The following is a 21,889-nucleotide window of genomic DNA, read 5'->3' as shown; positions in this document are numbered from 1 at the left end:
CTCAGTTCTTGGCGGCGCAGACCTTGGCGGAGCTGCCGCGTTCGCCGTTGTAGCCGAACGCCGCGATCTGGAAGCAACGGCGCTGGCCGCCGCCGTCCTCGATGACGTACTTGGTGCCGCCACCGGTCACCCTGGTCACGGCGAGCGGCTTGGCACCGGTCACGTCGACGACCACGAACTCGGCCCTGCCGTCGCTCGGGTCGCTCCACTCCAGCTCGATCGCCTTGCCCTGGTACTCGGCGCGCTTGAGCACCGGGATGAACTTCGGGTCGGCGTTCGGGGGCGGACCGGCGTCGGTGGACTCCGAGGTCGGCACAGGCAGTGTCGTCTGCGTGGTCGGCCCCGGCTGGGCTTGCCGGTCGTCCGTGCGGTTGAGGAGCATGCCCGCGACGATGCCGCCCGTCACCGCGACCACGGCCAGCAGCGCGAGCACACCGCCGCGCTTGCTCTTGCGGACGGGAGCGGTCATCGGTTCGGCCGGAGGCAGGTCGACGTTCGGCAGCACCGCGACGGGGCGTGGCATCGGTGGCGGCGGCACGAGGTCCTGCTGACGGTAGGTCAGATCCGCGAGCTGGCCCTGCCAGGAGTCGTCCGGTTCCTCCCGCGGTTCTTCCTCCGAAGGCTTCTCCTCCGCCGCGGGCCGCCTCGGGCCGAAGCCGGGCGCCTCGGTCGGGCCGTCCGGGAAGACCGTGGTGCGCTCGCCCAGCATCATCGTCGAGTCGGGGTCCACAATGGACACCGCGGGCGCGGTGGACGCGCCGGCGCTCACCGCCATCAGCGCGTCGCGCAGCTCCAAGGCCGAGGCGAAGCGTTCCGCGCGGTCCTTGCGCAGGCACCGGTTGATCACCGCGACGAGCGAGGCCGGCACGTCGAACCGGGTCAGGGAACGGGGTTCCGCGTTGCTCACGCGGCCGACGTAGGAGAGCAGCGTGTCCTCGTCGGGGTTGTCCGAGGCGAACGGCGGCTTGCCTTCCAGCAACGTGAACAGGGTCGAGCCGAGCGACCAGATGTCGTCGGCGAACGACGGGGTGGCGCCCTCCAGCATCTGCGGGGCCGCGTGCCGGTAGCTGACCATCTGCAGCGACGCGGAGTGGCCGGCGTCGGCGCCGCGGGCGATGCCGAAGTCGGCCAGCACGTAGGAAGTGGGGAGCACGAGGACGTTCTGCGGCTTCACGTCGCGGTGCAGGATGCTCTGGCCGTGCGCGAACGCCAGCGCGTCCGCCACCGCGATGCCCGCCGCCACAACATCAGGCACGGGCAACGGGCCCATGGCGCGCAGACGGTCGTGCAGCGAACCGCGTTCGTAGAACTCCATGACGATGCACGGGCGGCCGTCGGGCAACGTTCCCGTGTCCAGCACCGTGACGATGTGGGGGTGCTGGCGGCCGAGCTCGACGGTGATCGCCAGCTCGCGGCGGAAACGGGTCAGCGTCGCCGGGTCCGTCACCTGCAGCACCTTGACCGCGACGTCGCGGCCCAGACCGTCCTGGCGGGCCCGGTAGATCGTGCCCTCGCCGCCCTGTGCGATCACGCGGAAACCGCTGTAGCCGGGCAACGCGATCTCCGGCGCCCGCGCAGCGCCCTGCGCGGGTGCCCAGGCCATCAGATCGTCTTCCACCAACGGATCCTATCCCGGTGCGGTCGGGTCACCGCTGAACCTTCGTCGCGGACGCCGGTGGTGGTTCGAAATTAGTCCGTGCGCACCTTCACCTGGAATCCCAACGACTGCAGCATTCCCGTCAGCATCACACGGGTGTTGTCCTCGGCGCGCTTGAGCAGCTCCGACTGCTTCGCCGCCTCCGCGAGCTTGGCTTCGGCGGCGACGTAGAACCGTTGCACGTCAGGGGGTCCCGCCAACGCCTGCAGATCGTTGATCAGGCCGCGTTCCTGGCTGAAGACGTACGACCGGTCGTGGTGGAGGTTCGGCTTGTCCAGCTGAGGTTTCGGCAGCCGCAGCTCGACCGTCTTCCCGTCCGGCGACAGGATCAGACCGTCGTCCTTCAAGGTGCCGAGGTCGACGTAGGCGTTGACCGACCCGGCGGCGACGAACAGCGTGCGTTCCCCTGCCAGCGCCGCGGGCACCCACTTCACGTCGTTCTCGATGTCCAGCACGACCTGGAACTCGCCGGCCGCGGCGTGGTACTGGCTCAGATCCCGCACCGACTTGAGCATCGCGGGCTGGCTGCGATCGATCGATTCGTCACCGAACGGCTTGAACTGCCCGAAGACGTACACCGCCGCGCCGAGGAAGATGAAGACGGCCGCGACCACAGCTCCACGCGTCACCCAGCGCCTGTACACCGCGTTGGAATACCCGTGAGGTGATGCGCGTACACGGTCCGTATGGGCTAATCGACCCGTGCGGAATCAGTTCCGTGTCCACATGGTTGGCTTGGACGAGACAGGGACGAGTGCTCAGGAGGCGTTGCGGTGGACCCGGAGAACCTGTACGAGGTGGACTCGGAGGTGCCGGACCTGACAGGTGCGGTGCTGCTGCACCACTTCGAGGGCTTCATGGACGCCGGCGCGGCGGGTCGCCTGCTTTCGGAGCACCTGCTGGAGACCCTCGAGAGCCGCGTCGTCGCGCGCTTCGACGTCGACGGCCTGATCGACTACCGCTCGCGCCGCCCGCTGATGACCTACGCGACCGACCACTGGGAGGACTACGCCGCCCCGGAACTGGTCGTGCACCTGCTGTGGGACAGCGCGGGACACCCGTTCCTCCTGCTCACCGGTCCCGAGCCGGATCGCAGCTGGGAGGCGTTCGTGCAGGCGGTGCGCTCGCTGATCGACCGCTGGGGCGTGCGCCTGACCGTCGGTTTCCACGGCATCCCGATGGGTGTGCCGCACACCCGTCCGTTGAACGTCATCGGCCACGCGACGCGCGCCGAGCTGGTGTCCGACTACCAGCCGTTCTTCAACCGCGTGCAGGTGCCGGGCAACGTGTCAGGGCTGCTCGAGTTCCGCCTCGGCAAGTCGGGTCACGACGCGATGGGCTTCGCCGCGCAGGTGCCGCACTACCTCGCGCAGTCCTCGTACCCGACCGCGGCCGTCACCTTGCTGGACGCCGTCGCCCGCGCGACCGGCCTCGCGTTGCCGATCGGGTCGCTGATCGACGCGGCCCAGGCCGCCGACGCCGAGATCCACCGCCAGGTCGCGGAGTCGGAGGAGGTCGCCCAGGTGGTGGAAGCGCTCGAGCGGCAGTACGACGCTTTCATCCAGACTGTCGGGAACACCGATCTCCCCAGCGCGGACGAACTGGGTGCCGAGTTCGAACGGTTCCTGGCCGAGCAGCAGCGTCCGCCGGACCACCTGTAGGAGCTTGCGATGGCCACCTGGGACGACGTGCGCAGGATCGCCACCTCCATGCCCGACGTGACGGAGCGGGTGCGGGAAGGCGTCGTCGACTGGAGGGTCAAGGAGAAGCTCTTCGTGTGGGAACGGCCGCTGCGCAAGACCGACCTGACGGCCTTGGGGGCGTCCGCGCCTTCCGGGCCCATCCTGGCCGCGCGGGTGCCGGACCTGGGGGCCAAGGAGGCGTTGCTGGCCTCCGACGAGTCGGTCTACTTCACCACGCCGCACTTCACCGGGTATCCCGCGATCCTGGTGCGGCTGGAGCACATCGAGGTGGGGGAGCTGGAAGAGTTGATCGTCGAGGCCTGGCACGCACGTGCCCGTCGTCGTTAGAGATGGGCCGTTAGTGGAGTTCTTCTGCTACCACCGGGACCGGCCCGGTTCGTTGCCGTTGCGCGAGCGGCTGACCGAGGAGCACTGGTCCTACATGGACCGGTTCGAGCTGATCGCCCGCGGACCCACCTTCTCCGGTGACGTGCTCACCGGCAGCGTGCACGTCGTCGACCTGCCGTCTCCTGCGGCCGCTCGCGCGTTCGCGTTCGAAGAGCCGAACTACCAGGCCGGCGCGTATCGGGACGTGCTGGTGCGCAGGTGGCGCAACGTGCTCGGACGAACGATGTGGGACTTCCCGGGAGGCCGTGAAGGCGGCGGCCATCTGGTTCTCGGATTCGGGTCGGGTGCTGCCGTGGACCTCGTTCCCGAACGTCCGGAGGAGTTGATCGCCTACGGGCCGTTGCTGTCCGACGACGGCGCTGCCTGGCTGGGCACGGCGGCGCTGGTCAGGTCCGCTCACCCGGAATCGGTGCTGACCGCCGGCCGGTACGACGCCGTCGAGGTCCACGAGTGGGAGTTCGGTGGCCGCCGCTAGTAGCGGACGAACCGGTAGTGCAGCCCTGAGCTGGACTCCTGCCACTCACCGACGCTGACCGGCTCACGGTCGATCGTGGGCGCGTACGTGTCGCCCTCGAACGCCTCACGGATCTCGGTCACCTCGACGCGGTCCGCGATCGGCAGCGTCGCCGCGTACACCGCCGACCCGCCCATCACCCACAGGTCACCGGTGACGTCCGCGAGCGCCTTCTCCAGGCTGTCGAACGTCTCGGCGCCTTCCTGGGGCGTGCGTGACAGCACCAGGTTGCGGCGGCCCGGCAGGGGACGGAAGCGCGGGGGCAGCGACTCCCAGGTGCGGCGGCCCATCAGGACGGCCGAGCCCGCGGTGACCTCCCGGAAGTGCTTCATGTCCTCGGGGATGCGCCACGGGATGGCGTTGTCGCGGCCGATCACGCCGTTCGAGGCCTGGGCCCAGATCAGGCCGATCACACCGCCACCGGGGCCTTGATGCCGGGGTGCGGGTCGTAGCCCTCGATCGTGAAGTGCTCGTAGGTGTAGTCGAACAGGCTGTCGGCGGGAGCCAGCCGCAGCGTCGGGAACGGCCGGGCCTCGCGGCCCAGCTGCAGCTCGACCTGCTCGACGTGGTTGTCGTAGATGTGGCAGTCGCCGCCCGTCCAGATGAAGTCGCCGACGCCGAGGCCGGTCTGGGCGGCGATCATGTGCGTCAGCAGGGCGTAGGAGGCGATGTTGAACGGCACGCCCAGGAACAGGTCCGCGCTGCGCTGGTAGAGCTGGCAGGAGAGCTTGCCGTCGGCGACGTGGAACTGGAAGAACGCGTGGCACGGCGGCAGGGCCATCTGCGCGATCTCGCCGACGTTCCAGGCGGAGACGATGATGCGGCGCGAGTCCGGGTTCGTCCTCAACGTCGTGAGCACGTCGGCGATCTGGTCGACGTGACCGCCGTCCGGGGTCGGCCACGAGCGCCACTGCACGCCGTAGATCGGACCGAGCTCGCCTTCGGGAGAGGCCCACTCGTCCCAGATTGTCACGCCGTGCTCCTGGAGCCACTTCACGTTGCTGTCGCCGCGGAGGAACCACAGCAGCTCGTAGGCGATCGACTTGAAGTGGACCTTCTTGGTCGTGATCAGCGGGAAGCCCGCGGCGAGCGGGTAGCGCAGTTGGTGGCCGAAGATCGACCGCGTACCGGTGCCGGTGCGGTCTTCCTTGCGCACGCCCTCTTTCAGGACGTGCCGAAGCAGGTCTTCGTACTGCGTGTCGGCCATACGGGTGAGCCTACCTAGTGGCGTGGCTCGACACGTCGGCGGTGAATTCACGCTCAGCAGGACGCCTCGCGGCACCGCCCCCGCGCCCCCATACGGTCCAGTATGAGGACGCGGGGGCGGCACCACGATGCGCCCGTCTGACCGCGAATTCGCTCGGCAACGTTTCGAGCCACGCCACTAGAACCTCGCCGTGTCCGGGCCGAGGCCGAGACGGACCATGGAGTAGGTCTCCAGCAGACGGCGCGACACGATCGTGTGCTGGTTCGCGGCGTGGGCGTCGCGCAGGCAGCGTTGCAGGGCCGAGGCCTCGAACACCGAGGTGCCACCGCCCAGCGCGAACGCCTTCTGCGTCACCTCCGTGGCCTCGGCGGAGGCGAACGTGCACGCGAGGCGCAACCGGCCCTTGACCGCGTCCGGCACGGGGGAACCGGCCTCCGCCAGCTCCCACACCGCCCGCAGCTCGTCGTCCAGGAACGCGCGGGCGGCCGAGAGCCTGGCCTCCATCAGGGCGATCTCGATCTGGGCACCGGTCTGCTCGGCGAGGCGCTTCGTCGTGTGCTGCGGGGTCTTCTCGACGGCCAGGTCCTCGATCTCGTCCACGGAACGACGCGCGGTGCCCAGACCGACCGAGGCGACACCGGCGGCCAGCAAGCAGAAGAACGGGAAACGAACGAGCGGGCCGTTGGTGCCGGGAGGGGTCACTCCCGGCAGGGCAGTGCGGCCGGCGGGGACGAAGGCGTCGGAGACCGAGAACTCGTGCGAGGCGGTGGCGCGCAGACCGGCGACGTGCCAGGTGTCGTGGACGGTGACGTCGGAGCGCGGGTACACGGCGAGACGCGGGCCGTCCGGTGTCACGCACCCGCCGATGACCCACTGGCTGTACGGCACGGCGCTGCCCCAGCCCCAGTGGCCGGACACGCGGTAGCCGCCGTCCGCGGACACACCCGTGCCGATCGCGGCGGCCGTGCCCGCGACCACCGAACGCCGGTCGCCGAAGATCTCGTCGGCGGAGTCTGCGGGCAGGTACCAGGCGAGCGATGACGAGATGGTGGTCGTCATCACGGTCCAGCCCGTCGAGGCGTCCGCGCGCGAAAGCTCCTGCACCTGGGAGCTCCACTCGGGCAAGCCGAGCTCCAGGCCGCCGTGGCGCCGCGGGACGAGCATTCGGTGCAGGCCGTGGTCGGCCAGCGCGGTCAGCACCGGCGAGGTGAGGCCGCGGTCCCGTTCGGCGGCAGGGGCTTCGGTGCGGATCAGCGCATGGAGATCCATGCGTGCGATCCTGCCGACCGCGCTACAGCTTGGCGAGCGCCTCAACGAGTGGCTTGAGCTCCGGGATGCCCTCGGCCTCTTCCAGCGACTCGGACAAGGCCTGGTCGTGCGTGGGGCGGGCGAGGGCAAGCAGTTCGTGGCCCTTCTCGGTGACCTCGGTGTAGATGCCGCGGCGGTCGGTGGGGCAGAGGTAGCGCGCGAGCAGGCCGCGGTCTTCGAGTCGCGTGACCAGGCGTGTCGTGGCCGACTGGCTCAGCACCACGGCGTTGGAGAGCTGGTTCATCCGCAGGTGGAAGCCGTCCTGGCGGTTGAGGACGTCCAGAACGGTGTACTCGCTGACGGAGAGTTCGTGCGCCTTCTGCAGTGCTCTCTCGAGGCGGTCCTCGATGCGCGCGTGCAACGCCGCGAGCGTGCGCCAGCCCTGCGCGCGCGCCTGGACGGCGTCGTCGTCCAGTGACATGGGTCAATCCCTCTCGAATAGACAGCGTGTGCAACTATTGCGTACGCTTGTAATCGTCTTCAACAAGTCTACCGGGGAGAGACATGGATCTGTCGGGACGTACTGCCCTTGTCACCGGCTCGACCTCCGGCATCGGCTTCGCCACCGCGGAGGCGCTGCTCAAGGCGGGTGCGACGGTGGTCATCAGCGGTCGCAGCGAGGAGCGCGTCGCCGAGGCGGCCGGCAAGCTGAACGGTGACGTGCGCGGTATCGCGGCCGACATCGCGACTGCCGAGGGCGTGGCCGAGCTGGTGAACCAGCTGCCCGACGTGGACGTGCTCGTCAACAACATGGGGATCTACGGCGCGCAGCCGGTGTTCGAGATCGAGGACGCCGAGTGGCAGCGGTACTTCGACACCAACGTCATGTCCGGTGTGCGGCTCGCGCGGCACTACACGCCCCGCATGGTCGAGCGCGGCTGGGGCCGGGTGATCTTCGTGAGCAGCGAGTCGTCCGTCTTCACGCCGACCGAGATGGTCCATTACGGCATGACGAAGACCGCGCAGCTCGCCATCTCGCGCGGCATGGCCCAGGCGGTGAAGGGCACCGGCGTCACCGTCAACTCGGTGCTGCCGGGCCCGACGCTCACACCGGGCGTGGAGGAGTTCATCCGCGACCGCGTGGGGGAGGGCGGCGAGGAGGAGTTCGTTCGCACCGAACGTCCCACGTTGTTGCTGGGCCGCCTGATCCGTCCCCACGAGGTCGCGAACCTCATCACCTACGTCGCGTCGGACCTGTCGTCCGCGACGACCGGAGCCGCGTTGCGCGTCGACGGCGGCACCGCTCCGACGCTCATTCCGTAGCAAGAAAAGGAAGATTGTCTGTGAACACCGTGAAGCTCAACAACGGCGTCACCATGCCCCAGCTCGGTTTCGGCGTCTGGCAGGTGCCGGACGAAGAGGCCGCATCCGTCGTCGCGGAGGCGTTGAAGGCCGGTTATCGCAGCATCGACACCGCCGCTGCCTACGGTAACGAGAGCGGCGTTGGTGAGGCCATCGCGAACGTCGACCGTGACGAGCTCTTCGTCACGACGAAGCTGTGGAACACCGACCACGGCTACGACGCGACGCTGCGCGCGTTCGACGAGTCTGCGAAGAAGCTCAAGCTCGACGTGCTCGACCTGTACCTGATCCACTGGCCGATGCCCGCCCGCGACCTCTACGTCGACACCTGGAAGGCGTTCGTGGAGTTGCAGAAGGACGGCCGGATCCGTGCCATCGGCGTCTCGAACTTCCAGCCCGCGCACCTGCGGCGGCTGATCGACGAGACCGGTGTGGTGCCGGCGGTCAACCAGGTCGAGCTGCACCCGTACCTGCAGCAGGCCGACCTGCGCGCCTTCCACGCCGAGCACGGCGTCCAGACCGAGGCGTGGTCGCCGCTGGGTCAGGGCGGCGAGCTGCTCTCCGACCCGGTGGTCACGGAGATCGCGGCGCGCCACAACCGTTCCGCGGCGCAGGTCGTGCTGCGCTGGCACGTGCAGCTCGGCAACGTCGTGATCCCGAAGTCCGTGACGCCGTCGCGGATCCGGGAGAACATCGCGGTGTTCGACTTCGAGCTGTCCGGCGAGGAGATGGCCGCACTGTCCACTCTGGACCGTGGCGACCGCATCGGCCCGAACCCGGACGAGTTCAACGGAGCGTGAGAAATACCCCGAGAAAATACGAAGCCCCGGCCCGCACGATCGCGGTCCGGGGCTTCGCCGGCAACGGGCCTGCCTCCTAGGCCCGCATGACTGTGGCGATCGGGATCCGCGCCGCCCTGATGGCCGGGATGAGACCACCCAGCACACCGGCGACGAGACCCGCGATCACGCCGGCAACGCCCGCCTCCCACGGGAAAGCGGTGCCCTGCAACGACGGGAAGCGGCTGCCGAACATCGCCAGCGCGATCTGCAGGCCCGCCGCGCCCGCGCCGATCGCCAGCGCGGCGGTCAGCAGGCCCGTCAGCAACGTCTCAGCGAGCACGATGCCCGCGAGCAGCATCCGGGACATGCCCACCGCACGGCGCAGCGCGAACTCCTCTACGCGCTCGCCGACCGTGGCGAGGCCGACGTTCAGGATGCCCGCGACGCCGATCAGCAGCACCAGGAACGCCATGCCGAGGAAGATCAGGCGCATGATCTTCAGCTCGGACTGCATGCGCTCCTTGGAGTTCACCACCTGGAACTGCAGCTGCTGCTGGTCGACGCCGGCGCCGATGAGCTTGGCCTTCAGCAGCTGCTGAAGGTCGTCGGAGCCCGGCTGCAGGTAGACCTCGAGGCCGGTGCCTCCGCCGCGGAACTTGTCGAGGTCGTTGGTCGCCGCCGCGGCCGGCATCCACGTGCGCAGCTCGTCGAGACGCAGGTAGATCCGGGGCTGCATGTAGCCGTCTTGCACGACGCCGACGATCTGCGGCGTCACGTGGTGGGTGGCGCCGTCGATCATCATCTCGCCGGGGATGCGGTACTGCCTGAGGCCCTTCGCGGCCTCCTCGTTCAGCACGATTCGCGGGGCGAGCGACGGGCCCGAGATGAAGTCGAGCCAGCTGCCGGAGACCGGCCGGAACGGCTTGAACGGACGGATGTCGCCGGTCAGCGCGACCATGCTGACCTCGATCGCCTGGCCGTCCGGCTTCTTCTCCTGTGGCTTCTGCTCATGGCACACACCGCCGGCGTCGCAATACACCATCGGGCCGCCGTAGTCGCCGCCCCGGTTCGCGTACTCGAACGGCATGCCGCCCTCGTTGATCGGCCGCACGCCCGGCTCGCCGATGATCGCCTTCGAGCTGATCATCGCGACCGCGTCAGGGCGGCCCTTCAGCGTGGACTCCACGATCCCCGGCGCGCCCTTGTCACCGGGGATGTAACCCATGATCGTGCCGTCCTTGCCGGCCTGGAGCTCGACGTCGGTGAGCATCGCGCGTTCGGCGATCTCTGAGCCCGCCTGCACCGCCACGACCGCGAGCACGCCGAGGAACAGCGACACCATCGACAGGAACGTGCGCAGTTTTCGGGCGCGGATGCCCTGTCCGCCGATCACCAGGGCGGACCGGAACTTGCCGGAAAGCATCAGTTGAACCGCCCGTCGCGCAGCTCCATCACGCGGCCCATCTTGCGCGCGTGGTCGTGGTCGTGCGTCACCAGCACGAGGCCGCAGCCCTGCCTGGTGGTGTTGAGCAGCACCTCGATGACGAGGTTGCCCGTCTCGGTGTCGAGCGCGCCCGTGGGCTCGTCGGCGAGGATCACGCGCGGCTGCCTGACGAGCGCGCGGGCGATCGCGACGCGCTGCTGCTCACCGCCGGAAAGCCTGGAGGGCTTGGACTTCGCGAGATGCGCGATGCCGACGGTCTCGAGCGCCTCCATCACCTGCTGCTTGCGCTTGCGGCGCGCCGACCAGCCCTGGCCGTTCACCAGTGCCATCGCCACGTTCTGCGCCGCGGTGAGATGCTTGAGCAGGAAGAAGCGCTGGAACACGAACCCGAACTCCGCGCTGCGCAACGCCGCGGCCTTGCGCTCGGGCAGCTTCGTGATGTCGTTGCCGTGCAGGAAGTACTGGCCTTCGTCGGCGCGGTCGAAGAGCCCGATGAGGCTCAGCAGCGTCGACTTGCCGGAGCCGGAGCGGCCGAGGATCGCGACGCTCTGTCCAGGATGGACGGTGAGGTCCACACCGGACAGGATCGTGCGCGGTTCCTCCTGCCCCTTCAGCACTTTCGTGATGCCGTTCAGCTGCAGCAGCGGCGCGGCGACGGTGACAGGGGGCTGGGTCATCACGGTCCCGTCGGCTTGGTCTGGTCGCCGCCCTGCTGCTGACCCTCTGGCAGGTTCGGGCCTGGCACGGCGAGCTCCTCGTCACCGGTGAGACCCGACTTGACCTCGATGACCTTGCCGTCGGTGAGGCCCAGCGTCACGTCCGTCGTGCGGCGCGAGCCGTCGGGCTGGATCACGTCGACCTTGCCCTTGCCCTGCTGACCGGCGACGGCCTCTACCGGAACCGCCAGTGCCTGAGCGGACTTGCCGGTGGTGACCTCGATCGACGCGCTGGCGCCGTTGATCATCTGCACGTCGCCTGGCGCGGTGCACACGATGCGCAGGCCCGTCGAGGCGCTCGGCTGCTGCGGCTGCTCCGGCGTCTTGGGCTGCTGCGGCGGTTGCGGCTGGCCCGTCGGCTGGTTCTTGGTGTCCGGCGTCTGCGTGGGCTTCTCCGGGATGGTGCCCTGCGGCAGCGCGGCGATCGTGCCGAGCACCGTGCACGGGAACGGGCCGGGCCCGTTCTTGATCTGCACCGTCACGTCGGTGAGCGCACCGCTGATCTTGTAGGCCTGCGCGCCGTCGATGTCGCCGACGATCGCGTACCCGACGTGCTTGGCCGAGGCGATCGGCATACCCGCCGTCACCGTCGCCTTGTCGTCGACCAGCCTGCCGCCGAACACGGCGCCCGCAGGGGCCTCCACGTAGTTCGGCGCGCCGTCCTTCCACACCGTCGCGACCCTGATGGGCTTGGTCGGCGTGCCGTTGGGCGGCTGGACGTCGAAGTACCGCACCTGACCCGCGACCGGCGCGACGAGCCCGAACGTCGGGTTCATCTCGACCTTGCCCGAGATGCTCAGCTTGGTCGTCAGGTCCTGCCTGGTCGGCTTGACCTTCGTCATCGTCGTGCCGCGCGGTGCCAGCTCCGGATTGGTCTGGTCCGGACCTGACGGACTGCACGCCGCCACGGCGACCGTGACCAGCGCGCACAGCGGCGCGAGAACAATTTTGCGCACGAATGTCCCCCATGTCGTTTCGACCAACCTACCGATAAGGACACCGCAGGAGACGGGGAGGTTGCATCGGACTTTCGGCCGATGTCGCATCGACCTGGTGGCCACGGGTATCCGGGATGTTGACCGGAAGGAGAACACCTGTGAATGCGCTTGCCGTGGTGACCGGTGCTTCGAGTGGAATAGGGTACGAACTCGCGAAAGTCCTCGCGGACAACGGGTTCGACGTCGTCATCGCCGCGGAGAACGAGAAGATCGAGGACGCGGCCGCGCAGCTGAGCCTGCGCAGCGGTGGCGTGCGCGTGGAACCCGTGCGCGTCGACCTGAGGAGCTACGACGGGGTGGAGTCGCTCGTCGCCCACGTGCGCGCGACGGGACGCCCGGTGGACGTGCTCGCGGTGAACGCGGGCGTCGGGGTCGGCGGTGACTTCGTGCGCGACACGTCGCTCGGCGACAACCTGGAGATCGTGGACCTCAACGTCCGCTCGGCCGTGCACCTCTCGCACCGCCTGATCAGCGACATGGTGGACCGCAAGGAGGGCAAGGTGCTCTTCACGTCGTCGGTCGCCGCGACCGCGCCGGGGCCGTTCCACTCGGTCTACGCCGCCTCCAAGGCGTTTCTGGCGTCGTTCGGCCAGGGGCTGCGCGAGGAGCTGCGCGACACCGGCGTCAGCGTCACCACGTTGATGCCGGGGCCGACCGACACCGAGTTCTTCGACCGCGCCGGCATGCAGGACACCAAGGTCGCCACGGGGGAGAAGGACGACCCGACACAGGTCGCCCAGCAGGGCTTCGAGGCGTTGATGAAGGGCGACGACCACGTGGTCGCGGGCTCGCTGAAGAACAAGGTCCACGCCGTCGCCGCGAAGGTCGCGCCGGATCCGGTGAAGGCGAAGATGATGCGGACGATGACGGAGCCCGGTTCAGCGGACTCCTGACGGGTACTCGCGCCCCATGAGCCAATCGAATCCCATCCAGGTGCAGAAGTATCTCTCCGGCGTGGACTACCCGGTGACCAAGCGGCAGCTGCTGGACAAGGCCCGTGACAACGGTGCCGGCGAGGACGTCCTGGCAGCACTGGAAAAGCTGCCCGAGCGTGACTACAACGGCCCGAACGCCGTCAGCGCGGAGGTCTCGAACGCGTGAGGCGGATCTGGCAGGCGTACGGCGAGGACAGGCCGCTGCCCGGCTACCTCCTGGCCATCGGCGGCTACGCGGCACTCGCCGGCGCCGTCTCGGCGGCCGGGCGCCTCACCGGCGCCCGGCTGCCAGAAAGGTTCTCGCTCGGCGACACCGCCCTCGTGTCCGTGGCGACGCACAAGGCGAGCCGGTTGCTCACCAAGGAAGCGGTGACGAGCCCGCTGCGGGCTCCGTTCACCCGTTACGAGGAACCGGCTGGGCACGCGGAGCTCAAGGAGTCCGCCCGGTCGGACCACCCGGCACGGCACGCGATCGGCGAGCTGCTCACGTGCCCGTTCTGCGCGGGGGTGTGGATCGCGAGCGGGCTCACCGCGGGCTTGGTGTTCGCGCCCCGCCTCACCCGGCTCGTGTCGACCGCGCTCGCGGCCGTCGCGGCGTCCGACGCGCTGAACGTTGTGTACGACAAGCTGAAGTCATGACTCCTGGCGGCCGCGCCTGCTCCCCGTGTACCCGTGGAAAACGTGGGAAAACGCGGTGTTTCAAGGTCTTCCGGCGGGGGATTCTCCGGTGGTGAGGCTGCTCAGAGCTCCGGGCGTGTACGCGCCTCAAGACGACACGGCACTTCTTGTCGAAGCCATGCACGCGGCGGCGATTCCGGTGGGTGCCCGCGTGCTGGACATCGGCACCGGCACCGGAGCACTGGCCATCGCGGCGATCCGCGCCGGCGCCGCCGAGGTGACCGGCGTGGACGTGTCCCGGCGCGCGGTGTGGACCGCGCGGGTCAACGCGGCCTGCGGCGGATACCTCTGCGAGTCAGGCTCGGCAACGCGCTGGAGGTCGTGGCCGACGAGCGTTTCGACCTCGTGCTCGCCAATCCGCCGTACGTGCCCGCCGTGAGCTCCTGTGCGGCGCGCGGTGCGGCTCGGGCGTGGGACGCTGGGCTGGACGGCCGTCAGCTGCTGGACCCGTTGTGCACCAGGATGTTCGACCTTCTGGTGCCAGGAGGTGTGCTCCTGATGGTCCACTCCGCACTGTGCGGAGTGGACACGACGCTGCGGCAGTTGCGGGACAAGGGCTTGAAAGCGTCGGTCGTGCACCGTCTCCGGGTGCCGTTCGGGCCGGTCATGCACGGCAGGATCGGCTTTCTGGAGCACCACGGCCTGATCGAGCCCGGCCAGCGGCACGAGGAACTGGTGGTGATTCGTGGTGACCGGCCAGAACGCCCGCAGGGTGACGGTGGTTCCGAACGGGCCGGTGCTCGTTGAGGGACCGGTCGAGCTCGTCACCGACGACGGCGTCACGCACACCAGCGACCGGTTCGTGGTCGCGGTGTGCGCGTGCCGCCGCAGCAAGCGCTACCCGTTTTGCGACACCAGCCACCGCAAGCGTGTCCGCAGTGACGATTCACCGGCGGCCCACGACGACAGCAGGTGATCGGCGAGGCGTGCTTCGAGCAGTTCCGTGGCCTGGATGCCGAACACCACGTCTGCCAGAAGATCGGGTTCCTGCTCCAGCAGCGATCCGATGACGTCGCGCCGCATGATCTGCTCGTGCACCGCGTCTGCCTCGATGTGCTCGGTGAAGAACTCGACGCATCGCGGATCGGCGTCCAGACGGACCAACGCCTGGGCCATGCGCTGGGCGCTCGGTGCCGTGGTGATCTCGGCGGCGGCGAAGTGGCCGACCAGCGCGCCGCGCAACGACCGGGACTTGGAGGCGACGGCGTGAGCCGTTTGTTGGGTGAGCTGGAGGTCGGGCCGCAGGGGCTCGGCTGCATGGGAATGTCGGAGTTCTACGGCGTCGGCGACGAGTCGGAGTCGATCGCGGTGATCCACCGGGCACTGGAGCTCGGCGTGACGCTGCTCGACACGGCCGACATGTACGGCCCGTACACGAACGAGGAGCTGGTCGGCCGCGCGATCGCCGGCCGCCGCTCGGACGTCGTGCTGGCCACCAAGTTCGGCATCGTGCGGGAACCGGGCGGGTCTCGTGGCATCCGCGGGGACCGTGAGTACGTGCGGTCGTCCGTCGAGGGTTCGCTGAAGCGGCTCGGGACCGACGTGATCGACCTCTATTACCTGCATCGAGTGCCGGCGGACACGCCCATCGAGGAGACCGTCGGGGCGATGGCCGAGCTGGTGACCGAGGGCAAGGTGCGTTTCCTCGGCCTGTCCGAGGCGGGAGCGTCCACGTTGCGTCGCGCCCACGCCGTGCACCCGATCACGGCTCTGCAGAGCGAGTGGTCGCTGTGGTCGCGGGACATCGAGGCCGAGATCGTGCCCACCGCCCGTGAGCTGGGCATCGGTCTGGTGCCGTACTCGCCTTTGGGCCGTGGCGTGCTGACCGGCCGGTTCACCTCGGCCAAGGACTTCGGTGAGGGCGACTTCCGTGTCGTCGCGCAGCCGCGGTTCTCCGGTTCGAACCTCGACGCGAACCTGAAGATGGTCGAGGACCTGCGGGCGCTGGCGGCCGAACGGGGAGTCACGGCCGGGCAGCTGGCGTTGGCCTGGGTGCAGCACCGTGGCAACGACGTGGTGCCGATTCCGGGCACCAAGCGGATCAAGTACCTGGAGGAGAACGTCGCGGCGGCTTCTTTGGAGCTGTCCGCCGACGATCTCGCCGCGATCGAGGCTGCTGTTCCGGCTTCGGCGGTGGCAGGGGACCGTTATCCGGACATGAGCACCGTGGGTCGCTAGAACATACGTTCGAGTATATCCCCAGGGTTGTCCACAGGTTGGGGACAAGAGGCTGTGGACAACCCTGGATTCATGTGGACAACTGGGCCGCCACGGTGGCGCCGAGTTCCCAGCACGCCTCCAGGTCGGCCTTCGACGGCTCGCCGATGACGAGCACGTGCTGAGCGGCCTTCTCCCAGCCCAACCCCGTGGTGGCCGCCTCCACACCTCGCACCGCGCCCGCCGTGTCGTTGTTCCCGTGCACGTACAGCCCGAACGGCCTGCCACGCGTGGAATCGAGACACGGGTAGTAGACGGTGTCGAAGAAGTGCTTCAACGCGCCGCTCATGTAGCCGAGGTTCGCGGGCGTGCCCAGCAGATAGCCGTCGGCCTCCAGCACGTCCACAGCGGTTGTGGACAACGCGGCTTTCCGCACGACCTCCACACCCTCGATCTCCGGCGTGGTGGCGCCCGCGACGACGGCCTCGAACATCGCCTGCACGGCGGGCGACGGCGTGTGGTGGACGATCAGCAGCCGCGCCATCAGTAGTCCATCTCGTAGTCGTTGACGTTCGGCGGATCGTCGTCGTCCACACCGAGCGCCTTCAGGTCCTCGGAGGTGACCACCTCGGCCGCCGGCAGCATGAGGCCCATCAACTCCTCGACGATGTCCAGGTGGATCTTCTGCGACTCGTCGTTCAGCCTGGCGATCTCCATCATCCGGTCGATGACGCCACTGCCCTCAAGCTTGCGGGCGATAGCGCTGAACTCGCCGAAGCCGCTGCCCGGTGAGGTGATCGCGGAGTTCGAGTCGACGGTGCTCTTCAGCATCATCTTCAGCGCCATGTGCGCGTTGAGGTCGATGCCGAACGCCTTCAGCAGGCCGTCTCTCATCTTGACCTGGTGCTTTTTCATGTCATCGCTGAACGCGCCGTAGAACATGTTGAGGCCGCGGTTGCTGTCCGGGTGCGCGTCCAGCACCGCCTGCGCCAGATCACGCCGCGTGTATTCCATGGGCGGCAACATAGAGGACCATGACCCGTGCCTCCTACGACATTGTTGCCGCCAGCTACGCGAAGCTCATTCCGGACGCGCACGACGGACGCCCGCTCGACGCCGCGATCATGCGTGCGTTCGCCGAGCTCACCGAGGGCCCGGTCGGCGACCTCGGCTGCGGCACCGGTCGCATCACCCAGTACCTGCACGAACTCGGCCTGGACGCGTTCGGTGTCGACCTGTCCGAAGGCATGATCGAACAGGCCGGGCAGCTCTACCCGCACCTCGACTTCGCAACCGGCGACATCACGAACCTGGAGCTCGAGGACGACAGCCTCGGTGGCGCGGTCGTCTGGTACTCGACGGTCCACCTGCCGGCGGAATCCGTGCCGTGGCGGGAGTTCCACCGGGTCGTCAAGCCTGGCGGACATCTGTTGCACGCCTTCAAGCTGGGTAACCAGAAGTGGCACTTGGACCACGCATACGGTCACGACGTGGATCTGGACGTGTACTGGCACGACATTGACGAGACCGTGAGCAACGCGACCAAAGCCGGGTTCAACGAAGTGGCCAGGCTCGTGCGTCAGAAGGACGTGCACGAGAAGGGGCCGCAGGCGTTCTTGTTGCTTCAGAAACGGAACCCCGCGGCCGGAAAGACGTCCTAGAGGGTGTACACAGGAGGGACCATGAAGACCACCGCCCTTATGACCACCAGTCCTCGTCAGCGTCGCATCACCTGGGGTTTCGGCCTTGCGGTCGGCATCGGGATGATCGGGATCGGGCCCCTCTTCGCGTCGGTGTGGCCGGGGTTCGACCACAGCCCGTGGGACGTCAACACGATGTTGCTCGGACTCGGCGTGGGGCTCTGCACGATCTCGTACATCTTCGGGCGGATCGCCGTCGCGGCGGTCACCGAGGGGCGTCGCAACGCGATCGCCCCGCCGACCAGAAGGGCCTACTGGGTGGCCGGCGGGGGCTTCGCTCTTGCCGGGCTCTGCCTGGCTATCGCGCTGTCCAGCTGACCAGCTCGGTCACCCGTTCACGCAGCTCGGCCAATCGAGCCTTACCAGCCGCACGGGCGGACTCCAGTCCGTCCGTGACCGGCTCGACGACTTCCAGGTACGCCTTGAGCTTCGGTTCGGTGCCGGACGGCCGTACGATCACGCGCACGCCGTCAGCCGTCCACCGCAGCACGTCCGCGCCGGGAAGCAGGTCCTCGGACGCGAAATCGGCAGGCGGCGACGAGCGCAACCGGGCCATGGTCGCGCCGATCAGGCTCAAATCGGTGTACCGCAAGGAAACCTGATCGGTCAGGTGCAGGCCGTGGTCCAACGCGAGCTGGTCCAGCGCGTCCAGCAGCGTGCGGCCTGAGGCCTTCAGCCCAGCGGCCAGATCGGCGGCGACGACCGCGGCCGAAATGCCGTCCTTGTCGGCCACGAAAGCAGGGTCGACGCAGTTGCCGAGCGCTTCCTCGTAGGCGAACACCAGGCCTTCGCCCGCGCGGGCCAGCCACTTGAAGCCGGTCAACGTCTCCGCGTAGCGAGCCCCGTGCGCGGCAGCGATCGACTTGAGCAGTGACGAGGACACGATCGTCGTTGCCACCAAAGGATCCGTCGACTCGGTGGTGGACAACACGAGCGAGCCGAGCAGCACGCCCGTCTCGTCACCGCGCAGCATCCGCCAGGACGAGCCGTCCTTCACCCCCAGCGCGCACCGGTCCGCGTCCGGGTCCAGCGCGATGGCCAGATCCGCGTTCACCGACTCCGCAAGGGAAAGCAGCTCGTCCGAGGCGCCGGGCTCCTCCGGGTTCGGGAACGCCACGGTCGGGAAGTCCGGATCCGGCACCGCCTGCGACCGCACGACGTACACGTCCGTGAAACCCGTGCGCCGCAACGCTTCCACGGCGAACGCGCCGCCAACGCCGTGCATGGGCGTCAGCGCGATCTTCAACGAGCGGGAGTTTCCGCTCGGCAGCGAGGAAACCCGTTCCAGGTACGCGTCGATCTCGGCGTCCGTGACGACCGAGTAGGTGGCGGACCGAGGCACCGACACAGCCGCGGGAACGGCCTCGATCGCCTTCTCGATCTCCCCGTCCGACGGCGGCACGATCTGCGAACCACCGGCCAGGTAGAGCTTGTAGCCGTTGTCCGCGGGCGGGTTGTGCGACGCGGTGATCTGGATCCCCGCCACCGCACCGTGTTTGCGCACCAGGAACGCGAGCACCGGCGTCGGCAACGGCCCCGGCAGCATCCGCACGTCGAAGCCCGTCGCCGCCATCACCTCGGCGGCAGCGTTGGCGAACTCCTCCGAGCCGTGCCGGGCGTCGCGCCCGACGAAGACCAGGCCGGAAGTTCCGAGCCACGACGCGAGACCGGCGGTCGTGCGGACGACGGTGGCGACGTTCATGCCGTTCGTGCCCGCACGCACCGGCCCGCGCAGTCCGGCGGTGCCGAACGTCAGCGGCCCGGCCATGCGGTCGGCCAGCTCCTCCACCGCGGCGGCGTCTCCGCCCATCGCCCGCGCCAGCACTCCTTGCAGCTCCTCGCGAGCAGCTGCGGAAGGGTCGTCAGCGATCCACCGGAACGTCGCGTCACGCAGTGCCGGCGTCAGGCTCATGCCCGGTCCACCAGCTCACGCAGGAGCGTGCCCATGCGCTGGGCGGCCGCGGCGCCGGCCTCCAGCACCTCCTCGTGGTTCAGCGGCTCACCGGTGATGCCGGCCGCGAGGTTCGTGACCAGCGACAGACCGAACACCTCGACGCCCTCGGCGCGCGCGGCGATCGCCTCGTGCACGGTCGACATGCCGACCAGGTCAGCGCCCAGCGTGCGCAGCATCCGGATCTCGGCGGGCGTCTCGAAGTGCGGGCCGGGCAGACCGGCGTACACGCCCTCCTCGAGCGACGGGTCGATCTCCTGCGCGACCTTGCGCAGTCGTGGCGAGTACAGGTCCGTGAGGTCCACGAACCGCGCGCCCACCAGCGGGGACAGCGAAGTGAGGTTCAGGTGGTCGGAGATCAGCACCGGCTGTCCGACGGACATGCCCTGCCGCAGGCCGCCGGCTGCGTTGGTCAGCACGATCGTCGACACGCCGGCAGCGGCGGCGGTGCGCACGCCGTGGACGACCTTCTGGGCGCCCTTGCCCTCGTAGCCGTGGGTGCGGCCGAGGACGATGAGCACCTTCTTGCCGCCCACCTCGACGGAACGGATGGTGCCGCCGTGGCCGAGCGCGGTCGGCGCCTCGAAGCCCGTCAGCTCACCAACACCGATCTCGACGACGGCTTCACCGATCACGTCGGCGGCGGGCCGCCAGCCGGAGCCGAGCACGATCGCGATGTCGTGCTTCGCCACGCCGGTGCGGCTCTGGATCTCTTCCGCGGCCTTGCCGGCCAGCTCTTCTGGAGTCACCGCGAGAGCTTAAACCGGGGCGAAGGTGGAGGCGATCGCGTCGAACAGCCTCGCGCGCGCCTCGTCCTCCTGCTCGGTCGGCACCACGACCTCGACCACCCACAGGTCGTTGCCGTAAGGGAGCAGGCGGGAGAAGTGCGACCTCCTCAACGCGTTGGATTCGTCACCCTCGACCGTCTTGTAGACGAACTGGATGCTGTCCTCGCTGTGCGCCCCCGCGAGGTTCGGCGTCGGCACCTTCTCGCCGCCGAAGAACCGGCCCGGCCACCGCGCCTGCACTCCCGACACGTACGTCTTGATGTCGCGCTTCGGGTAGTAGTCGGGGAACCGCTGCACCGTCACCTCGTACGCGCCGCTCCCCGACACGAAGTGCACCACCGCCGAGGCCGGAAACCGCTGGTCAGAGGCACGTTGCTCGGCGTACATCGTCCAGCTCTGCTCGACGCTCAGCGTGAACTCCCCTCCCTGGTCGCCGATCGCCGTCACGGCCGACGCGGTGCGGCGCTCCAGTGCCGCCGACGTGGGCAAGGTCGGCAGCGTCTGCAACGTCTGCTCGGTCGGCGGCAGCAGCGACGCGCCCGCGGCGAGCCGGGTCAGCGCGAACCCGCCACCCGAGCCCGCCACGAACAGCAGGACGGCGGCGACCAGCACGAACGTGGACGCAACCCGTCCACGCGGGCGCTGGGGTGCCATCGGCTTCGTGACCACGAACGGCAACGGGCCCGGGTCGTCTGCCAGCGGCGCGTCCGGCTCGATCTTCGGCTTCGGCCGCACGATCACCGGCGGCGGCACCGACTCGCGGACCTCGAACGCGTCGGTGCCCGGCTCCGGCAGCAGCGGGTAGACCTGCTTGCGCACGTCGACCAGCGACAGCCGCTCGCTCGGCTCCTTCTGCATCAAACCGCTGATCACCGGCGCCAGGCGACCGGCGCCAGCCGGCACCGGCACGTCACCGTTGATCACCGCGTTGATCGTCTGCATGACGTTCTTGCCCACGTACGGCGGCTCGCCGGACATCGCGGCCCACATCGTCGCGCCCAGCGACCACCGGTCCGCGGCTTCCGACACGTCACCGCCCTGAGCCACCTCCGGCGCGATGTAAGCGGGGGTGCCCAGCGTGATGCCGCGTGCGGTCATGGTGGCCTCGGCGACGTTGCGCGCGATGCCGAAGTCCGTGAGCTTCACCCGGCCGTCGTCCGCGATCAGCACGTTGCCCGGTTTCACGTCGCGGTGCGTGATGCCGGCACGGTGCGCGGACGCCAGCGCGGCCGCGATCGCGTCCAGCACCGCGGCGCCCTGCTTCTCGGTGAGGCAGCCCTGCTCCTGCAGCACCTCGCCGAGACTGCGCGACGGCACCAGCTCCATCACCACGTACGGGTCGCCGTCGTGCTGCACGCGTCGTAGAGCGTCACGAGGTTCGGGTGCGAGAGCGCGGCGATGGCACGCGCCTCGCGCATGGTCCGTTCGCGCAGCTGAGCGGCCTCGACATCGGGCATGCCCGGCGTGTGCAGGATGCCCTTCACGGCGACCTGCCTGCCCAGCACCTCGTCGTGCGCGGCCCACACGGTGCCCATCGAGCCCTGACCGAGCACGTGCAGCAGCCGGTACCGATCCGCGATCAGGCGCTTCAGGTCACCTTTGTCCACGACTCGATTCTTCCTGAGACACTGACTGCATCGTTAACGGCGGTGAACCTCACAT

At 68.9% G+C, this 21,889-nt stretch carries 25 protein-coding genes and 3 pseudogenes; 13 read left to right on the top strand and 15 right to left on the bottom strand.

From position 1 onward, the window contains the following. Position 1 precedes the first annotated feature (1 nt). A complete protein-coding gene (locus FXN61_RS04005; RefSeq protein ID WP_167970332.1) occupies positions 2-1,618 on the bottom strand; it encodes a serine/threonine-protein kinase in 1,617 nt (538 codons plus the stop codon). Positions 1,619-1,689: 71 nt separating this feature from the next. Next, complete coding sequence (locus tag FXN61_RS04000; protein WP_312877538.1) at positions 1,690-2,286, bottom strand: DUF4230 domain-containing protein; 597 nt, start codon at positions 2,284-2,286, stop codon at positions 1,690-1,692. Positions 2,287-2,430: 144 nt separating this feature from the next. On the opposite strand from FXN61_RS04000, the gene FXN61_RS03995 reads away from it, so the two are divergent. From FXN61_RS03995 to FXN61_RS03985, 3 genes are read left to right on the top strand one after another with little or no spacing between them, the layout of a single operon-like run. Continuing rightward, the gene (locus FXN61_RS03995) at positions 2,431-3,318 is read left to right on the top strand and encodes a proteasome assembly chaperone family protein (protein ID WP_312877537.1); all 888 of its coding nucleotides are present in this window, start codon (positions 2,431-2,433) and stop codon (positions 3,316-3,318) included. A 9-nt stretch (positions 3,319-3,327) separates the two neighbouring features. Then, on the top strand, positions 3,328-3,687 hold the full coding sequence (locus FXN61_RS03990) for an MmcQ/YjbR family DNA-binding protein (protein WP_167970331.1): 360 nt from the start codon (positions 3,328-3,330) through the stop codon (positions 3,685-3,687). A 13-nt stretch (positions 3,688-3,700) separates the two neighbouring features. Continuing rightward, positions 3,701-4,222, top strand: a complete 522-nt coding sequence (locus tag FXN61_RS03985; protein ID WP_167970329.1) for a YciI family protein — start codon at positions 3,701-3,703, stop codon at positions 4,220-4,222. Here the strand turns inward: FXN61_RS03985 and FXN61_RS03980 are convergent. The 4 genes from FXN61_RS03980 to FXN61_RS03965 form a co-directional block, all read right to left on the bottom strand. Continuing rightward, the gene (locus FXN61_RS03980; protein WP_167970327.1) at positions 4,219-4,674 is read right to left on the bottom strand and encodes a dihydrofolate reductase; all 456 of its coding nucleotides are present in this window, start codon (positions 4,672-4,674) and stop codon (positions 4,219-4,221) included. The genes FXN61_RS03985 and FXN61_RS03980 overlap by 4 nt on opposite strands. After that, positions 4,671-5,468, bottom strand: coding sequence for a thymidylate synthase (locus tag FXN61_RS03975; RefSeq protein ID WP_167970325.1), 798 nt, complete (start codon positions 5,466-5,468; stop codon positions 4,671-4,673). The genes FXN61_RS03980 and FXN61_RS03975 overlap by 4 nt, the downstream gene beginning before the upstream one ends. Positions 5,469-5,645: 177 nt before the next feature. Then, positions 5,646-6,737 carry an acyl-CoA dehydrogenase family protein gene (locus FXN61_RS03970; protein WP_167970323.1) on the bottom strand — a complete coding sequence of 364 codons (1,092 nt, stop codon included), beginning with the start codon at positions 6,735-6,737 and terminating at the stop codon, positions 5,646-5,648. 22 nt (positions 6,738-6,759) lie between these two features. Further along, the gene (locus FXN61_RS03965; RefSeq protein ID WP_167970321.1) at positions 6,760-7,197 is read right to left on the bottom strand and encodes a MarR family winged helix-turn-helix transcriptional regulator; all 438 of its coding nucleotides are present in this window, start codon (positions 7,195-7,197) and stop codon (positions 6,760-6,762) included. Positions 7,198-7,280: 83 nt separating this feature from the next. On the opposite strand from FXN61_RS03965, the gene FXN61_RS03960 reads away from it, so the two are divergent. Together FXN61_RS03960 and FXN61_RS03955 are read left to right on the top strand one after the other, a co-directional pair. Beyond that, positions 7,281-8,039, top strand: a complete 759-nt coding sequence (locus FXN61_RS03960) for an SDR family NAD(P)-dependent oxidoreductase (protein ID WP_167970319.1) — start codon at positions 7,281-7,283, stop codon at positions 8,037-8,039. Positions 8,040-8,092: 53 nt separating this feature from the next. Next, positions 8,093-8,878, top strand: a complete 786-nt coding sequence (locus tag FXN61_RS03955) for an aldo/keto reductase (protein ID WP_167970412.1) — start codon at positions 8,093-8,095, stop codon at positions 8,876-8,878. Positions 8,879-8,954: 76 nt separating this feature from the next. Here the strand turns inward: FXN61_RS03955 and FXN61_RS03950 are convergent, their stop codons facing one another. Genes FXN61_RS03950 through FXN61_RS03940 form a run of 3 tightly spaced genes read right to left on the bottom strand, consistent with a single transcriptional unit; the run spans position 8,955 to position 11,976 of the window. Continuing rightward, entirely contained in the window at positions 8,955-10,283 is a 1,329-nt protein-coding gene (locus FXN61_RS03950; protein ID WP_167970318.1) for an ABC transporter permease, read from the bottom strand. Continuing rightward, the gene (locus FXN61_RS03945; protein WP_167970316.1) at positions 10,283-10,981 is read right to left on the bottom strand and encodes an ABC transporter ATP-binding protein; all 699 of its coding nucleotides are present in this window, start codon (positions 10,979-10,981) and stop codon (positions 10,283-10,285) included. Before FXN61_RS03945 ends, FXN61_RS03950 begins: the two co-directional genes overlap by 1 nt. Then, positions 10,981-11,976, bottom strand: a complete 996-nt coding sequence (locus tag FXN61_RS03940; RefSeq protein WP_167970314.1) for an efflux RND transporter periplasmic adaptor subunit — start codon at positions 11,974-11,976, stop codon at positions 10,981-10,983. Before FXN61_RS03940 ends, FXN61_RS03945 begins: the two co-directional genes overlap by 1 nt. Before the next feature lie 140 nt (positions 11,977-12,116). Here FXN61_RS03940 and FXN61_RS03935 point away from each other — a divergent pair, with 140 nt between their 5' ends. The 5 genes and pseudogenes from FXN61_RS03935 to FXN61_RS03915 all read left to right on the top strand — a co-directional run bounded on the left by FXN61_RS03935 (position 12,117) and on the right by FXN61_RS03915 (position 14,547). Further along, positions 12,117-12,911 carry an SDR family NAD(P)-dependent oxidoreductase gene (locus FXN61_RS03935; RefSeq protein ID WP_312877536.1) on the top strand — a complete coding sequence of 265 codons (795 nt, stop codon included), beginning with the start codon at positions 12,117-12,119 and terminating at the stop codon, positions 12,909-12,911. Positions 12,912-12,927: 16 nt separating this feature from the next. Then, on the top strand, positions 12,928-13,119 hold the full coding sequence (locus FXN61_RS03930; protein ID WP_167970310.1) for a DUF2795 domain-containing protein: 192 nt from the start codon (positions 12,928-12,930) through the stop codon (positions 13,117-13,119). Next, positions 13,116-13,592 (top strand): DUF1360 domain-containing protein, encoded by a 477-nt coding sequence (locus FXN61_RS03925; protein ID WP_167970308.1) that lies wholly within the window; start codon positions 13,116-13,118, stop codon positions 13,590-13,592. Before FXN61_RS03930 ends, FXN61_RS03925 begins: the two co-directional genes overlap by 4 nt. Positions 13,593-13,683: 91 nt before the next feature. Next, positions 13,684-14,378, top strand: a pseudogene (locus FXN61_RS03920) (HemK2/MTQ2 family protein methyltransferase). Then, the gene (locus FXN61_RS03915; RefSeq protein ID WP_167970306.1) at positions 14,317-14,547 is read left to right on the top strand and encodes a CDGSH iron-sulfur domain-containing protein; all 231 of its coding nucleotides are present in this window, start codon (positions 14,317-14,319) and stop codon (positions 14,545-14,547) included. The pseudogene FXN61_RS03920 and the gene FXN61_RS03915 overlap by 62 nt, the downstream one beginning before the upstream one ends. Here FXN61_RS03915 and FXN61_RS50495 read toward each other — a convergent pair. Further along, a pseudogene (locus FXN61_RS50495) lies at positions 14,469-14,870 on the bottom strand (iron-containing redox enzyme family protein); the annotation flags it as partial. The gene FXN61_RS03915 and the pseudogene FXN61_RS50495 sit on opposite strands and share 79 nt — an antisense overlap. A gap of 18 nt (positions 14,871-14,888) precedes the next feature. Here FXN61_RS50495 and FXN61_RS03905 point away from each other — a divergent pair. After that, positions 14,889-15,809: an aldo/keto reductase gene (locus FXN61_RS03905; RefSeq protein WP_223165302.1), complete on the top strand. Its 921-nt coding sequence runs from the start codon at positions 14,889-14,891 to the stop codon at positions 15,807-15,809. 70 nt (positions 15,810-15,879) lie between these two features. Here FXN61_RS03905 and FXN61_RS03900 read toward each other — a convergent pair whose 3' ends face one another. After that, a complete protein-coding gene (locus FXN61_RS03900) occupies positions 15,880-16,332 on the bottom strand; it encodes a flavodoxin family protein (RefSeq protein ID WP_167970300.1) in 453 nt (150 codons plus the stop codon). Beyond that, positions 16,332-16,802, bottom strand: coding sequence for a hypothetical protein (locus tag FXN61_RS03895; protein ID WP_167970298.1), 471 nt, complete (start codon positions 16,800-16,802; stop codon positions 16,332-16,334). The genes FXN61_RS03900 and FXN61_RS03895 overlap by 1 nt, the downstream gene beginning before the upstream one ends. Before the next feature lie 20 nt (positions 16,803-16,822). Between FXN61_RS03895 and FXN61_RS03890 the strand changes: the two genes are divergently transcribed. Both FXN61_RS03890 and FXN61_RS03885 read left to right on the top strand, forming a co-directional pair. Continuing rightward, complete coding sequence (locus tag FXN61_RS03890) at positions 16,823-17,449, top strand: class I SAM-dependent methyltransferase (protein ID WP_167970296.1); 627 nt, start codon at positions 16,823-16,825, stop codon at positions 17,447-17,449. A 21-nt stretch (positions 17,450-17,470) separates the two neighbouring features. Continuing rightward, entirely contained in the window at positions 17,471-17,806 is a 336-nt protein-coding gene (locus FXN61_RS03885; RefSeq protein WP_246290639.1) for a hypothetical protein, read from the top strand. Here the strand turns inward: FXN61_RS03885 and FXN61_RS03880 are convergent. The 3 genes and pseudogenes from FXN61_RS03880 to FXN61_RS03870 all read right to left on the bottom strand — a co-directional run bounded on the left by FXN61_RS03880 (position 17,787) and on the right by FXN61_RS03870 (position 21,762). Continuing rightward, positions 17,787-19,400, bottom strand: a complete 1,614-nt coding sequence (locus tag FXN61_RS03880) for a phospho-sugar mutase (RefSeq protein ID WP_167970295.1) — start codon at positions 19,398-19,400, stop codon at positions 17,787-17,789. The two genes, FXN61_RS03885 and FXN61_RS03880, sit on opposite strands and share 20 nt — an antisense overlap. Next, entirely contained in the window at positions 19,397-20,188 is a 792-nt protein-coding gene (locus FXN61_RS03875; RefSeq protein ID WP_167970293.1) for a purine-nucleoside phosphorylase, read from the bottom strand. The genes FXN61_RS03880 and FXN61_RS03875 overlap by 4 nt, the downstream gene beginning before the upstream one ends. A 9-nt stretch (positions 20,189-20,197) precedes the next feature. After that, positions 20,198-21,762: pseudogene (locus tag FXN61_RS03870) on the bottom strand (serine/threonine-protein kinase). Between the last annotated feature and the right edge of the window lie 127 nt (positions 21,763-21,889).

The sequence above is a fragment of the Lentzea indica genome (genome assembly GCF_012184385.1).
Lineage (GTDB): Bacteria > Actinomycetota > Actinomycetes > Mycobacteriales > Pseudonocardiaceae > Lentzea > Lentzea indica.
This window is presented reverse-complemented; position numbering and strand designations above follow the sequence as displayed.